Genomic DNA, 13,885 nt, shown 5'->3' with positions numbered 1-13,885 from the left:
ACGTTCAGAACCCCCCAGGAGGACCCGCGCGGATGCGCATCAATCCCCGATTCCCCGCTCCGCGCGCTGCCCGCCGCGCGAGCGCTGCGCTGGCGCTTGCGGCCGGCACGCTGGCGGTCACCGCCGCCGGCGCCTTCGCCGCCCCGGCGATCACCGTCGCCCCCACGACCGGCCTCGACCTCGCGTCCGCGAACTCGCTGACGGTCAACGGCACCGGCTTCACGAGCGACGCCGTCGTGCAGGCGACCGGCCTCTACGCCGGCGTCACCGCGACCGTCGACGGCAGCGTCTACGCCGACAACGCGAACGCGAAGTACATCCGCGCCAGCGGCCCGACCGCCGACACGCTGCTCAACGCCGACGGCACCTTCTCGACGACGGTCGCCGCCAGCCGCAGATTCACCAGCGGCGCGACCGAGATCGACTGCGCCGTCGTGCAGTGCGTGCTGCGCACCTGGAGAGCCCACGCGAACCCGGACGCGACGAACCTGCTCGCGCTGAGACCGATCCTGTTCGCGCTCGCCTCCCCCGGCACGCCCGCGGTCACGGTCACGCCGAGCGTCGGCCTCGACCGCGACACGCCGACCACCGTCACGGTCGCCGGCAGCGGCTTCGACCCGAACACGGCCAACGGCATCGGCTTCTACGCCGCCTACGGCCCGATCACCTCCTCCTACTGGACGCAGTCCTCGAGAGCGTTCGGCTCGGTCAAGTGGGTCCGCCCCAACGCGACCCCCAGCGCCAGCGGCGAGGTCCTCAACCCCGACGGCACGTGGAGAACGACGCTGACCGCGTCGCCGACCTACACCGACGGCGACGGCACCACGTACGACTGCCGCAGAATCACGTGCGGCGTCATCACGTTCGCCGCGCAGGGCAACGCCAACCGCAGCTTCGACACCGCCTCGCCGGTCGCGTTCGCGGCTGAGGTGATCCCGCCGGCCGTCAGCGCGACGCCGACGAGCGGCCTCGACCGCGACGCCACCACGACGGTGACGGTCAGAGGCACGAACTTCGCCGGCGGCGTCTACGCCGGCCTCTCCGCGACGGTCAACGGCACCGTGCTTTTCGGCGCCGGCCAGTCGGACTTCCGCTGGATCCGCGCCGGCGGCCCGACGCCGGAGACGACGCTGGCCGGCGACGGCAGCTTCACGACGACGCTCCCGGTCAGCCCGACCTTCAGAACCGGCGACGGCACCGTCGTCGACTGCCGCGTCACGCAGTGCGCGATCATCACCTGGCCGCAGCACTCGAACCCGACGACCGCCTCGCTCTACACGAGCACGCCGGTCACGTTCGCCGCCGAGGTGATCCCGCCGGCCGTCAGCGCGACGCCGACGAGCGGCCTCGACCGCGACGCCACCACGACGGTGACGGTCAGAGGCACGAACTTCGCCGGCGGCGTCTACGCCGGCCTCTCCGCGACGGTCAACGGCACCGTGCTTTTCGGCGCCGGCCAGTCGGACTTCCGCTGGATCCGCGCCGGCGGCCCGACGCCGGAGACGACGCTGGCCGGCGACGGCAGCTTCACGACGACGCTGCCCGTCAGCCCGACCTTCAGAACCGGCGACGGCACCGTCGTCGACTGCCGCGTGACCGCCTGCGCGATCGCGACCTGGCCGCAGCACTCCAACCCGACGACCGCCTCGCTCTACACGAGCACGCCGGTCACGTTCGCCGCCGTCGTGATCCCGCCGTCGGTGCAGGTCTCGCCGGCGACCGAGCTCAACCGCGACGGCGCGACGACCGTCACGATCAACGGCCAGAACTACACCGGCGGCACCTACGTCGGCCTGACCGCGACCGTCGACGGCAGAGTCCTCTACGGCGACCAGTCGACCTTCCACTGGGTCCGCAGCGGCGGCCCGACGCCGGCCGAGACGCTCAACGCCGACGGCACGTTCACGACGACGATCGCCGTCACGCCGACGTTCGTCACCGAGGACGGCGTCACCGTCGACTGCCGCGTCACGCAGTGCGCGATCTCCAGCTGGAGACAGCACACGATCCCGACGCCGGAGGCGCTCTACACGAACACGCCGCTGGCGTTCGCCGCGGCCGTGATCCCGCCCCCGGTCGAGAGAAGAGACGAGACGCCGGTCACGCCCGCGCCGCCGGTCGACAGAAGAGACCCGACGCCGACGCCGACCGTCGTCACGCCGAAGGGCACGAGCGTCAAGAGAGCCGTGACGATCGCCAAGAACGGCACCGCGACCGTCGGCACGATCGCGGTCGGCTCGCAGGCCGCGACGCTCGCGCCGGTCAAGCTGACGATCAAGATCGGCAAGAAGCGCTACGCCGCCTCGGTCGTCGTGCCGAAGAAGGTCGCGGCCGGCAAGAAGGCCGCCGTCAAGCTGAAGCTGTCGAAGAAGGCGATCGCGGCGCTCAAGGGCCGCTCGCTGAAGGTGACCGTCAAGGTCAAGGTCACCGCCGGCGGCAAGACGACGACGATCACGTCGAAGGCGACGCTGAAGGGCGCCGCCACGAAGGCCGCCAAGAAGTAGACGCCACGCGCAACGGCCGCCGCTCCGCGCGGCGGCCCGTCGCATCGCGGCTTCGAACGCCGGTGGGCTCGCGCCCGCCGGCGTTCTGCGTTGGACCGGCGCTCCCGCCCATGAGGCTCCTTATATTGGGGCGATGAGGACGCTCCGCGCGCTCGGGCTGTCGTCGGCGCTCGCGCTCGGGTGCAGCGTCGCGGCGCTCGTCGTGGGCGGCGGAGACGACGCGCAGGCGCGGGCCGCCAGCTCCTCCGCCAGCCGCTGCGCCGTGCCCGCGAGCGCGCTGGGCGGGCAGACGAGAGCCGTCGTCAGACGCGGAACGAGCGTCCGTGCCAGACGCAGAACGAGCGTCCAGGCCAAACGCAGAGCCGGGGCGAGAGCCAGAGCCAGAACGACGCCGGCGATCGTCGCGATCGGCGCGCAGGGGCGGCCTGCGACCGGGCCGGTGACGATGAGAGTCGCGCTCGGCTCCGACCGCGGCGTCGTCGTGCGGCGGCAGGCGTTCCGGCTCGTGTCGGTCCGCGCCGGCGCCGTCAGAGCGATCGCCGTGAACGACTTCCTGACCGCCGACGGCGAGCGCACGATGCCGATCGGCCAGCGCCAGCTCGTCACCTGGGTCGAGCCGCTCGCGACCGACCCCGCGCTCGTGCAGGTGGTCGTCTGCTACGACCCGCGCCAGCCGACCGCGATCGACGCCGGCACCTACAGCGGCGGGCTGATGGTGCTGGCCGGCGCGGCCGCGCCCGTGCCGCTCGGCCTCACGATCAGCGCGCGCGACACGAGCCCCGTGCCCGCCGTGCTGGCCGCGCTGCTGGGCCTCGTCGCGGGCATCTTCGTGCGGATCGGCGCCGACCGGCGCTGGGGCCCGATCGAGGTCGACTGGACCTACGTGCTCAACTTCCGCTTCTGGGTGATGATCGGCGGCGGCGTCGCGGCGGCCGTCTACTCCTACCTGACGCTCTACGCCGCCGACCCGGTCTTCGACGTCAGCGTCGCGAGCCTCTGGCAGCTGTCGGCGCAGACGTTCGCCGGCACGCTCGCCTCGAAGGCGGCCACCGACCTGATCGGGCCGACCGGCAGAGAGATCAAGGGCAACAAGGCGCGCAAGCAGACGCTGCTGGACCCTGCTGACTCGGCCGTCGCCGGCGCGCAGGGCGGCGACGTCTGAGCGAACCGCTCAGGCGTCGGTGTGGAAGCCCGAGTCGGGCTCCGACATGCCCAGCCACGCGACGTGGAGGGCCGTGTGGCCGTCGGTGCGCTGCTCGAGCGCGGCGTCGACGTGCCAGACCTCGTGCAGCCGCTCGCGCACGAACACCTCCGACGGCGGGCCGCTGGCGACCGAGCGGCCGCCGGCGATCACGACGACCGTGTCGGCGACCGCGGCCGCCAGCGACAGGTCGTGGACGACCAGCACGACGGCGAGGCCGTCGGCGGTCAGGCCGCGCAGCAGCTTCGCGAGCGTCGCGGTCGCGCCGAGGTCGAGGTGCGAGGTCGGCTCGTCGGCCATCAGCACGGGCGCCTCCTGCGCGAGCCCGACCGCGATCTGAACCCGCTGCAGCTCGCCGCCGGAGAGCGTCGTCAGCGCGCGGTCGGCGAACTGCTCGACGCCCGCGCGCGCCATCGCGCGGTCGACCGCGTCGTGGTCTGATCTGAGCAGGCGGCCGAGCGGCTTGACGTGCGGCGAGCGGCCGATGCGGACGGCCTCGCGGACGGAGACGCCGTCAGGCACGCGCGCCCGCTGCGGCACGAACGCGCGCAGCTGCGCGAGCGTGCGGCCGCGCAGCGCGCCGATCTCGACGCCGCTCCATCTGACCGAGCCGCTGTCCGGCTTCAGCAGCCCCGAGACGGTCCGCGCGAAGGTCGACTTGCCGGCGCCGTTGGGGCCGACGATCGCGACCAGCGAGCCGGCCTCGACGGTCATGTCGGCGCCGTGCAGGATCTGTCTGCCGCCGAGCGAGACGGTCACGTCACGCGCCTCCAGCAGCGGCGCGGAGGCGTCGAACGCGGGCGGAGTGCGATGCGCCAGCGGGCTCATGTCTGTCTCCGCAGCAGGTAGAGGAACAGCGGCACGCCGAGCAGCACCATCAGCGGGCCGACCGGCAGCTCGATCGGCGCCGCGACGACGCGCGCGAGCGTGTCGCCGACGAGCATCAGCGCCGCGCCCGCGAGCGCCGAGACCGGCACGATGTAGGCGTTGCTGGAGGTGCCCGACGCCATCCGCACGACGTGCGGGATGAAGAGGCCGAGGAAGGTCACGAGGCCGGCGATCGCGGCGGCGCAGGCGGCCAGCATCGCGGCGGCGATCGCGGCGGTGAGGCGAATCGCGCGCGGCCGCGAGCCGAGCGAGGCGGCGACGTCGTCGCCGAGCGAGAGGCGGTCCAGCGGCCGCGCCAGCATGATCGCGAGGAAGAAGCCGAGCGCGAGGTACGGCCACGTCACCTTGACGTTCTCCCAGCCGGCCGTCGTGAGGCCGCCGGCGAGCCAGAAGATCGCGCCGGGGACGCGGTCCGGGAACGAGGCCATCAGCGAGGTCGTGCCGGCCTGGAAGGCGGCCGTCATCGCGATCCCGGCGAGGATCAGGCGGGCGGCGCTGCCGCCGCCGGTGCCGGTCGCGCCGATCACGAAGACGAGCCCGGCGGCGAGCATGCCGCAGACGAGCGCGCCGATCGGCAGCAGCGCGATCTGCGCCGGGAAGACGATCAGGATCAGGATCGCGCCGAACGAGGCGCCGCCGGTGACGCCCATCACGTCGGGCGAGGCGAGCGGGTTGGCGAGCGCGCCCTGCAGCAGCGTGCCGGCGACGCCGAGCGCGGCGCCGACGAGGATCGCCTCGACCATCCGCGGCAGGCGCAGGTCGAGGATGATCTGCTTCAGCGGGCCGTCCTTGCCCTGCCCGGTGAGCGCGTCGATCACGTCCGAGATCGGGACGTGGACCGCGCCGAAGGCGATCGACCCGATCGCGGCGGCGACGAGCGCCACCACCGCGAAGAGGGCGACCAGGATCTGTCGGAGGCTCACCGGGTCGTCATCTCTGCTGCGCGAAGCCGGTTGCTACCGGTTTCTCAGGTACTTCGTCTGCACCGCGGCGATCACCGACGCGGCCTGCGGCATCGCCTGCAGCAGCGAGTTGTCGGTCGAGACGAAGATCCGTCTCGTCTTCGCCGCCTTGGTGTTCTTCCAGGCGGCGTTGTTGCGCAGGTCCTCGGCGATCCGCGGGATGTTGCTGACCGGGCCGTGCGGCACCGCGATGATGATGTCGGGGTTGCGCTGGATGATGACCTCGTCGGAGAGCTTCGCGAAGCCCTGCTCGGTCGCGCTCTCCAGGCCCTTCGTCAGCAGCCGGCCGCCGGACTGCGTGATCACGTCGCCGCCCCACGAGTTCGGCATGAACGCCTGCACGCTGCGGCCGAGGCCGAGCACGAGCAGCACGGTCGGATGTCTTCTGGCGCGGCTCTTGGCGACCTTGAGGCGGGCGCGCTGGGTGTCCGCCAGTCTCTTGGCGGCGGCGCGCTTGCCGACCAGCTGGCCGATCGACTCGGTCTGCCGCATCACGTCGTCGACGCTCTGCGGGTCGCTCTCGACGACCTTGATGCCGAGCGACTTGAGGCGGTCGTTGCCCTTGCGCCAGATCGGCGCCGACAGCACGAGGTCGGGCTGCTTGACGGCCAGCTCCTCGGGGTTCGCGCCGTTGGGATGGGCGAGCGTGAGACGGTCGACGCCCTTCAGCCCTCTGTTGAACTTCTCGTTGCCGCCGAGCGTCTCGCCGATCGCGATCGGCTTGATCCCGAGCAGGGAGATCGTGTTGGCCGTGAACGGCGTCAGCGCGACGATCTTCGGCGAGGCGGCCTGCGCGGCGCTGGAGAGCCCGAGCGCGAGCAGCAGGGCGGCCAGCAGCGCGGCGGCGATGCGGCGGCTCATGCGGGCGCCTCCGTCAGCAGCACCTCGTAGGAGCGGACCTCGTTGCCGTGCGACAGCTGGCCTCTGCTGCCGGCGTCGCCCGAGTGCGCCTTGCGGAAGGCGTCGCTTCTGAGCCAGGCGTGGAACGCCTCGCGGCTCTCCCAGCGGCTGGAGACGAGATATTCGTTCTCACCCTCGCGGCGCAGCAGCTCGAAACCGAGGAAGCCGTCGACCTCGGCGAGATGACTCTCGCGCGTGCGGAACGCCTCTTCGAACTCCGCCGCCTTGCCTTCTGCGGCGCTGACCACGTTCATGACCACGATCATGTGGCTTCCTCTCGGCTCTTCGCTGTCTTTCAGTCGTCGGCCGGCGTTTAGGCAGGCCTAATTAGGGTAACCGAAGGCGGCGGGAGAAGTTGCGCCGCCGCCTGGGTTCCCGTAGGTGCGCTCAGGCGTCGGCCTGGCGAGCGCGCTTGGCCAGCTCGACGGTCGCCATCCGCAGGCCGTCGGCCTCCGTGGCGCGCTCCGCGAAGCCGACGCGCGCCGGCGCCTTGCCGCGCGGCGTGTCGATCGAGAGGTCCATGCCGTAGCGGTCGATCGAGGTCGTCGTCGCGGCGGTCGCGTCCGGGTAGCCGGCCAGCTTCTGCGCGATCTGCAGCAGCGCGTCGGCGTGGTCCTCGTTGAGGTGCTCGATCGCGTGCGCGGCGTTCGGCGCGGTCGGGTCGATCTCGGCGGTCTTGTACGCGGCCGCGTCGTCGGAGCCCATGATCCCGTAGCCGCCGACCCAGCGGACGCGCTGGACGTTCAGGACCCACAGCGAGAAGTCGCCGAGCTTGGCGTACGTTCTGCCGTACGGCATCGCGGCATAGGCGGCCTCGCGGGCCTGCTCCTCGCGCTCGCCGGTCGGCTTCTCCCAGACGCCCGCGAGCGTGACGCGGCCGACCTGGAGCGGATCCGGGGCGTCGCCGACCGGGGCGGCGACCGACAGGCTGCCGCGCTGGTCGCGCTCGAGGTTGCGGCCATGCTCGGCGAGCGTCGAGACGTACAGCACCGGCGCGCCGTCGGCGAGCGTGCCGAAGACGACCATCGAGGCCCACGGCGTGCCGTCCTCGCTCAGCGAGCCGAGCGTCCCGACGACCGAGTGAGCCAGCAGCGTGCGCGCTTCCTCGGCCGGCGTCCGGCGCTCGCCGGGCTCGGCGGGCTCCAGCGGGGGCGGGAAGTACTGGAATCCTTCAGGGACCTGGTGATCGGGATTCGGCGCACGCAGAGTTGACATGGGGCGTTAGGTTACCCTAAGCGCCGTACGTCCGCTCGCGCGCGACGCGCTCCCGCGCGGGCGCGTCCCCTGGCGCGCCCGCAGCCTCCTCGCGGGGCCGCTCAGGCGGCCGCCGCGAGCGCCCGCTCGAGCTCCACCAGCGGACGGCGGACGCCGTCGCGCAGCAGCAGCCGCGGGTTCGCCTGCGTGAGGCGGTAGGCCTGCGTGCTCGACGCGCCGGCGCGCAGCAGCAGGTGGAAGCCGAGCTGGAGCGTCTGCTCGCGCGAGCCCGGGTGGCCGTCGGAGGCGAGGCAGTAGGCGAGCCCCTCGCGCACGAGCCGCACGGCGGCGTCCTGCACGTCGAGGCCGTGGTTGCCCAGCAGCGAGCAGACGTTCACCTGCAGCAGCGCGCCCTGCGCCAGCAACGGGCGCAGGCGGCCGAGACCGTCGCCGCTCAGCAGGCCGGCGGAGCGCTCGGGGTGCGCCAGCAGGAGGCCGTAGCCGAGCCCCTGGAGGCGGCGGAAGGCGAGCGCGAAGTCGTCGTCGAGACCGTCGAAGGGGCACTCCAGCAGCAGCCAGCGACGGCCGCTCGGACCCTGCGAGATCCGCTCCAGATCCGTCTCCGGCAGCAGCAGCGCGTCCGGGTGGGCGAGCTCGGCGCCGAGGTGCAGGCGGACGCCGAGGCCCGCGTCGGAGATCGCCCGCTGGGCGCGTCTGACGCGCTCTTGCAGCTCGCGGATCGGCACGCCCGGGAACTCGTCGCGCTTGACGTGCGGAGTACAGGCGACGTCGCGCACGCCCTCGGCGTGCAGCCGCCGCGCATGCCGCAGCATGTCGTCAGCGGTAGCCGCGCCGTCGTCGAGGCCGGGCAGCAGATGACAATGGAGGTCGACGTACGACATGGGGCGAGCCTAGGCTCGCCCGCAATATCAAAAGTGCTGCAAATGTGAACCTTCACCGAAGTTTCACGGTCAAGGTTCTGGCACTTCAGCGATCGTAGTCGGAATCCTCGCGCTCGCTGGAGCGCTCCTCGTCGGCTTCGGCGTCGGTCTGGTCGGCCGCGCGCGGGTCCTCGTCGGCGCCCTGATCGCGCAGGATCGCATGCGCCGACTGCTGATCGCCGTGGGTCGCGTGCTCGACCAGCTCCTCCTCGGCCAGCTCGAAGCCCTCGGCCTCGCCCTCGCCGGCCTCGACGAGCGGACGATCGGCCGGGTCGAGCCCCTCGTCACCGGCGACGCCGCCGATCGCGCGCGCCTCGGCGGCGGCCGCCTCGACCTCGTCCTCTTCCCAGCGCGGTTCTTCGCTCATCTGCCAGCTCCGTGTCGCTCGTACGCGTTGGCCTCGTCGGAGTCACGGTAGCCCAGGTCGGACGTGTCCTGGGACTCCTGTCTGGCGAGCCTTCTGCCCTCCTCGCGGGCGGCGCCCTCGTCGGCCCCCTCGACGTCGTCGGGGACCTGCTCGGCGGGCGCTTCCTCGGGCAACTGGTCGGACTGCTTCGGGGTCTCGTCGCTCATGACTGCTCCTGGCGGGTCTCCGGGCCCTTCGGGTCCGGGCTGGGGATGTCGGGCGCCGGCGGATCGGGCTCGACCGGCGGCTGTGGCTGCGGGATCTCAGGCCCCGGCGGTGCGTCCGGCGGCTCCGGCGGCGCCGGGTCCGGGACGGTCGGTCCGGGATCGCCCGGCAGCGGCTGATCGGGCTGGGCCGGCTCCGGAACCTCCAGCGCCGGCATGGCAGGTGCGACGGGCATGCGGGCGTCCTCTCGTCGTCGGTGGTCGCCTCATCACCGTTCCCGCCCAGGAGAGCGCGAAACGAGCCGCGTGCAGCGGTTTGCGGGGCCAGTCGGCAGGGCAGCAGTGCGACTGCACTCAAAGCCCGCCCACCATCGTCGCTGGAGCCCACATGCCCGCCATCACGACCGAGGACAAGCTCGTCCAGTATCTGATCGAGGCCCGCGCGATGGAGCAGGCGCTCGTGCGCACGCTGCAGGCGCATGTCGCGATGACGCCGACCGGCGCCTACCGCTCCCTGCTGGACCGCCATCTGCACGAGACGCAGAGCCACGCCGAGCGGATCTCGCGCCGGCTCGCCGATCTCGGCCACGGCCGCTCGCTGACCGCGACCCTCTACGACGCCGGCCAGCGCGTCACCGGCCAGCTGCTGTCGCTCGGCAAGGCGCCGCTGGACCTGCTGCGCGGCGGCAGCGGCGAGGAGAAGCTGCTCAAGAACGCGAAGGACGAGGCCGCCACCGAGGCGCTGGAGATCGCCACCTACGACGCGATCGAGCAGCTCGCGACGATCGCGGGCGACAGGCTGACGGCGAGACTGGCGGCCGACCTGCGCGCCGACGAGGAGCGGATGCTGGCGGCGCTGCGCGAGCAGCTGCCGCGCCTTACCGCCGCCGTCGTCGGCGCCGAGGTCGACGGCAGACCGACCTACGACGTCACGACGACCGGCGCCGCGCAGACGGCCGCGAGAGCGCTGCGCGAGGCGCAGGGCGACGCCGAGTCCGCGCTCGACGCCGCGACCGGCGCCGGCGGCGAGCCGCTGCCCGGCTATGACCGCCTCAAGGTCGAGCAGGTGGTCAGACGCCTCGACCGGCTGACCGACGCGCAGCTGCGGCTGGTCGAGTCCTACGAGCGCGGCGGGAAGCGCCGCCGCGGCGTGCTGGAGGCGGTCGAGCGGCGGCGTGAGCAGGCGGGCGCGAGCGAGCCGGTCGGGGCGCGATGAGCGATGCCGCCCAGCTGGTGCTGCTCGACGTCGACGGCACGCTCGTCGACACCAACCAGCTGCACGTGATCGCCTGGCAGCGGGCCTTCCGCGGGATCGGGTTCGAGATCCCGGCGTGGGAGATCCACCGCCAGGTCGGCAAGGGCGGCGACAAGCTCGTCGCGGCGGTCGCGGGCGAGGCGGCCGAGCGCGAGCACGGTGACGACGTCCGCAGCCTCCACGGCGACGAGTTCGGCGCGCTGATCGACGAGGCGCGGCCGCTGCCGGGCGCGCGCGAGCTGCTGCTGGCGCTGAGAGCGCGCGGCGTCACGACCGTGCTCGCCAGCTCCGGCAGAGCCGAGGAGGTCGACCGCTATATCGACCTGCTGGCGGCGCGCGAGCTGCTCGACGGCGTCACCACCTCCGCCGACGTCGACGCCTCCAAGCCCGCTCCCGACCTGGTCGAGGCGGCGCTGGAGCGCGGCGGTGGCGGGCGACCGGCGCTGCTCGTCGGCGACACGGTCTGGGACGGCGAGGCGGCGGCGCGGGCCGGGATCGGCTTCGTCGGGCTGCGCAGCGGCGGGATCGGCGCGGCGGAGCTGCGCGCCGCCGGCGCGACGTTCGTCTACGACGACGCGGCGGAGCTGGCGGACCGCTTGGAGGAGGTCCTCTTCTCCGACCCCTCGACCAAACCTCACCATTCTTAATACCGGAAGCCAGAGCGCTGACCATTGATGGTCAGTCAAATGTCACTCGACCACTCAAAACCGTTTGACCATGGCATCTTCACGGGCAGCGGGCTTTTACGACGCTAGTGCGACGGAGGAACATGCGTTACGGTGACAGGTATGAGTGGTGATGTGACACCTCTCGCACTGCGGCAAGGCAGGGGCCTGGTCGCCGTGCAGGACGACCTCGCGCAGGTGCCCTCGGTGCCGCTGGACAGGGTGCTCGGCTGCGACGACGCGGCCGCGCTGCTCGACGTCTCCCCCACCGCCCTGCGGGCCTGGTCGGAGCGGCTCGCCTTCCCCTGCGACGTCGGCGACGGCTCCGGCCCGCGCTTCCGCCGCAACGAGATCGAGGCGCTGCGCGACGCGCTGCCGGACGCGCACTCGGTCACCGGCGCGATCCACGCCGCCCGCATGCGCGTGCACGCGTAGCGCCCGCCGCCTCTCCCGTCGCGCACCCAAACGGCGCACCGAGCGCGCGATCGTCAGCCTTCGCGCCGGCCCCGCACCTGCGATCGTGGGATCGGGTCGTGCTCTCTCCCTATGCAGACATCCTCCGCGTCGCCGGTGCGCGCGCGTTCGTGGGCGCGGGCCTGGTCGCGCGCCTGCCGCTCGCGATGCTCGGGCTCGGCACCGTCCTGCTGATCACCGGTGCGACCGACTCCTACGGCCTCGCCGGCGCCGTCAGCGCGACGATCGCGATCTCCAACGCGATCGGCGCGCCGCAGCTGGGGCGGCTGGTCGACCGCTTCGGCCAGCGGCGCGTGCTGCTGCCCGCGATGGTCGTGCAGACGACCGGCCTGCTGGCGCTCGTCGTCGCTGCCGCCAGTGACGTCCCGCACGCCTTCTACTTCGTCGCCGCGGCCGTCACCGGCGCCTCGATGACCTCGTTCGGCGCGCTCGTGCGCTCGCGCTGGGCGACGCTGCTGCAGGGCGAGCGGCTGCAGACGGCGTACGCGCTGGAGTCGGTCCTCGACGAGCTGGTCTTCACCTGCGGGCCTGTGCTGGTGACGCTGCTGGCGACGGCGATCACGCCGGCCGCCGGCCTGCTGGCTGCGCTCGGCTTTCTGCTCGCCGGCGGCGTCGCCTTCGCCGCCCAGCGCGCGACCGAGCCGCCCGTCCACCCCCACCACGAGCGCGGCGGCTCGGCGATACGGGCCCGCGGCCTGCTCGTGCTGGCGCTGGTGATGGCCGGCGTCGGCGGCGTCTTCGGAACGGTCGAGGTGTCGATGGTCGCGTTCGCCGAGCAGCATGGCCACGAGGCGCTGAGCGGCCCGCTGCTGGCGCTGCACGCGGTCTCCAGCGGCGTCGCGGGCGTGCTCTACGGCGCGCGCGTCTGGCGGGCCGGGCTCGAGCGGCGGCTGGCGGTCGCGCTCGGGCTGCTGTTCCTCGGCACAATCCCGCTCGCGCTGGCGAACTCGATCGGCCTGATGGTGCTCGCGATCGTCGCCAGCGGCGTGTCGGTCTCGCCGACGCTGATCACCAGCTTCGCGCTGGTCGAGGCGCTGGTCCCGCGCGCCGCGCTGACGGAGGGCTTCGCCTGGCTGTCGACCTCGCTCGGCGGCGGCCTCGCGATCTGCCTCGCCGTCGCCGGCCACGTCGTCGACGCCTCCAGCGGCCACCGCGCCTTCGTCGTCGCGATCGGCGCCAGCCTGCTGTCGGTGACCGTCGCACTCGCCGGCCGCCGCCAGCTGCGCCCCGCGCAGGCGGCCGAGCCGGCGCCCGCGCCGGCCTGAAGCGGCAACCCCGGTCGATTGCTGTCGATAGACGACAGCAATCGACCGCGGCTCCGTCGTCAGCGTCTGCGATCGGCGACGCGCACGACCAGCTTCAGGCCCGACCAGGTCGCGTCGATCGCGCAGACCTTCACGTCGACCACGCCGGCCGCAAGCGCCAGCTCGCGCACGACGTCCTCGGTCACGTCGGTCGGCACTCTCGCCGCCTTCTTCGGCCACGCGACCCAGATCATCCCGTCCGGCTCGATCGCCGCGACCAGTCTCGCCAGCCGCCGCTCCAGCCGCACGCGCTCGGTCACGAACACGACGACGAGGTCGAGCTTCCCCCGCAGCGTCGTCCGCGCCGCCGCGACCCCCTCCGGCCACTCCCCCAGCGCCTCCGCGAAGGCCGGCTGCGGCGCGTCCAGGAACGCGATCCGCTGCCCCGCTCTGATCCCCAGCTTCCGCGGCAGCGGCGTGCCGCTGTAGCCGGCCGTGCCGCTCAGGAAACTGCTCCGAGCCAGTGGACGACGTTGGCGGCGTCGCGGTCGGGTGGGAAGATCGGGTAGAAGACTCTCTCGATCACGCCGTCGCGGGCGATCAGCGTCAGGCGCTTGAAGAGCGTCAGGCCGCCGATCTCGAAGGTCGGCAGTCTGAGCGCCGCCGCCAGCGTCAGCTCGGGGTCGGACAGCAGCGGATAGGGCATGTGCTCGCGCGTGGCGAACTCGCGCTGGAATGCGGTCGACTGGGCGCTGAGGCCGACGACCTCGGCGCCGAGCACGTTCAGCTGGGCGCGGTGGTCGCGGAAGCCGATGTTCTGCACGGTGCAGCCGCGCGCGCCCGGGGTCTCGTCCCACCCCTCGGGCAGCTCCTCGCCCGGTCTGCCGGTCCGCGGGTAGACGTACAGCACCAGCGTGCCCGACTCGCGCGCGAGCGCGGCCAGCTCGACCGTCTCCCCGTGGGTCGAGGGGAACGCCAGCTCCGGCAGCTCCAGTCCCGGCAGATGGTCGGCGGCACCGTCGTCGACCGGAACCGGGAGCCCGGCCGGCAGACGCCGGAAGTCGTTCGGCGCATCCATCCGGACATC

Annotated in this window: 17 protein-coding genes; 6 read left to right on the top strand and 11 right to left on the bottom strand. The window is 72.9% G+C overall.

All coding sequences use genetic code 11. The annotated features are described in order from the left end of the window. Positions 1 to 32: 32 nt before the first annotated feature. Both Q7L73_RS09605 and Q7L73_RS09600 read left to right on the top strand, forming a co-directional pair. Positions 33 to 2,504, top strand: coding sequence for a hypothetical protein (locus Q7L73_RS09605; protein ID WP_304715534.1), 2,472 nt, complete (start codon positions 33 to 35; stop codon positions 2,502 to 2,504). Positions 2,505 to 2,637: 133 nt separating this feature from the next. After that, positions 2,638 to 3,666 carry a hypothetical protein gene (locus Q7L73_RS09600; protein WP_304689407.1) on the top strand — a complete coding sequence of 343 codons (1,029 nt, stop codon included), beginning with the start codon at positions 2,638 to 2,640 and terminating at the stop codon, positions 3,664 to 3,666. Positions 3,667 to 3,675: 9 nt separating this feature from the next. On the opposite strand, the gene Q7L73_RS09595 is transcribed toward Q7L73_RS09600, so the two are convergent. From Q7L73_RS09595 to Q7L73_RS09555, 9 genes are all read right to left on the bottom strand, one after another. Further along, positions 3,676 to 4,533, bottom strand: coding sequence for an ABC transporter ATP-binding protein (locus Q7L73_RS09595; protein WP_304689409.1), 858 nt, complete (start codon positions 4,531 to 4,533; stop codon positions 3,676 to 3,678). Next, on the bottom strand, positions 4,530 to 5,516 hold the full coding sequence (locus Q7L73_RS09590; protein WP_304689411.1) for an iron ABC transporter permease: 987 nt from the start codon (positions 5,514 to 5,516) through the stop codon (positions 4,530 to 4,532). Before Q7L73_RS09590 ends, Q7L73_RS09595 begins: the two co-directional genes overlap by 4 nt. A 33-nt stretch (positions 5,517 to 5,549) precedes the next feature. Next, positions 5,550 to 6,416, bottom strand: coding sequence for an ABC transporter substrate-binding protein (locus tag Q7L73_RS09585; RefSeq protein WP_304689413.1), 867 nt, complete (start codon positions 6,414 to 6,416; stop codon positions 5,550 to 5,552). Next, positions 6,413 to 6,709, bottom strand: a complete 297-nt coding sequence (locus Q7L73_RS09580; protein ID WP_304689415.1) for an antibiotic biosynthesis monooxygenase — start codon at positions 6,707 to 6,709, stop codon at positions 6,413 to 6,415. Before Q7L73_RS09580 ends, Q7L73_RS09585 begins: the two co-directional genes overlap by 4 nt. A 133-nt stretch (positions 6,710 to 6,842) precedes the next feature. Further along, the gene (locus Q7L73_RS09575) at positions 6,843 to 7,670 is read right to left on the bottom strand and encodes a HugZ family protein (protein ID WP_304689417.1); all 828 of its coding nucleotides are present in this window, start codon (positions 7,668 to 7,670) and stop codon (positions 6,843 to 6,845) included. A gap of 101 nt (positions 7,671 to 7,771) precedes the next feature. After that, the gene (locus Q7L73_RS09570; protein WP_304689419.1) at positions 7,772 to 8,551 is read right to left on the bottom strand and encodes a tyrosine-protein phosphatase; all 780 of its coding nucleotides are present in this window, start codon (positions 8,549 to 8,551) and stop codon (positions 7,772 to 7,774) included. Positions 8,552 to 8,636: 85 nt separating this feature from the next. Further along, complete coding sequence (locus Q7L73_RS09565; RefSeq protein WP_304689421.1) at positions 8,637 to 8,957, bottom strand: hypothetical protein; 321 nt, start codon at positions 8,955 to 8,957, stop codon at positions 8,637 to 8,639. Next, entirely contained in the window at positions 8,954 to 9,163 is a 210-nt protein-coding gene (locus Q7L73_RS09560; RefSeq protein ID WP_304689423.1) for a hypothetical protein, read from the bottom strand. Before Q7L73_RS09560 ends, Q7L73_RS09565 begins: the two co-directional genes overlap by 4 nt. Then, positions 9,160 to 9,396 (bottom strand): hypothetical protein, encoded by a 237-nt coding sequence (locus Q7L73_RS09555; RefSeq protein WP_304689425.1) that lies wholly within the window; start codon positions 9,394 to 9,396, stop codon positions 9,160 to 9,162. Before Q7L73_RS09555 ends, Q7L73_RS09560 begins: the two co-directional genes overlap by 4 nt. A gap of 152 nt (positions 9,397 to 9,548) precedes the next feature. Between Q7L73_RS09555 and Q7L73_RS09550 the strand changes: the two genes are divergently transcribed. The 4 genes from Q7L73_RS09550 (at position 9,549) to Q7L73_RS09535 (ending at position 12,819) form a co-directional block, all read left to right on the top strand. Further along, positions 9,549 to 10,376 carry a ferritin-like domain-containing protein gene (locus Q7L73_RS09550; protein ID WP_304689427.1) on the top strand — a complete coding sequence of 276 codons (828 nt, stop codon included), beginning with the start codon at positions 9,549 to 9,551 and terminating at the stop codon, positions 10,374 to 10,376. After that, positions 10,373 to 11,062 (top strand): HAD family hydrolase, encoded by a 690-nt coding sequence (locus tag Q7L73_RS09545; protein WP_304689429.1) that lies wholly within the window; start codon positions 10,373 to 10,375, stop codon positions 11,060 to 11,062. Before Q7L73_RS09550 ends, Q7L73_RS09545 begins: the two co-directional genes overlap by 4 nt. A gap of 153 nt (positions 11,063 to 11,215) precedes the next feature. Then, the gene (locus tag Q7L73_RS09540) at positions 11,216 to 11,515 is read left to right on the top strand and encodes a hypothetical protein (RefSeq protein WP_304689431.1); all 300 of its coding nucleotides are present in this window, start codon (positions 11,216 to 11,218) and stop codon (positions 11,513 to 11,515) included. Between the two features lie 98 nt (positions 11,516 to 11,613). Next, on the top strand, positions 11,614 to 12,819 hold the full coding sequence (locus tag Q7L73_RS09535; RefSeq protein WP_304689433.1) for an MFS transporter: 1,206 nt from the start codon (positions 11,614 to 11,616) through the stop codon (positions 12,817 to 12,819). 59 nt (positions 12,820 to 12,878) lie between these two features. Here Q7L73_RS09535 and Q7L73_RS09530 read toward each other — a convergent pair whose 3' ends face one another. After that, complete coding sequence (locus Q7L73_RS09530; RefSeq protein WP_304689435.1) at positions 12,879 to 13,124, bottom strand: DUF3052 family protein; 246 nt, start codon at positions 13,122 to 13,124, stop codon at positions 12,879 to 12,881. 176 nt (positions 13,125 to 13,300) lie between these two features. Then, positions 13,301 to 13,876, bottom strand: a complete 576-nt coding sequence (locus Q7L73_RS09525; protein WP_304689437.1) for a peroxiredoxin — start codon at positions 13,874 to 13,876, stop codon at positions 13,301 to 13,303. Positions 13,877 to 13,885 lie beyond the last annotated feature (9 nt).

This window comes from Conexibacter sp. CPCC 205762 (assembly GCF_030646155.1).
In the GTDB taxonomy this organism is placed as follows: Bacteria; Actinomycetota; Thermoleophilia; order Solirubrobacterales; family Solirubrobacteraceae; genus Conexibacter.
The sequence above is the reverse complement of the archived record's forward strand: the minus strand, read 5'-3'. Positions and strand labels throughout refer to the sequence as shown.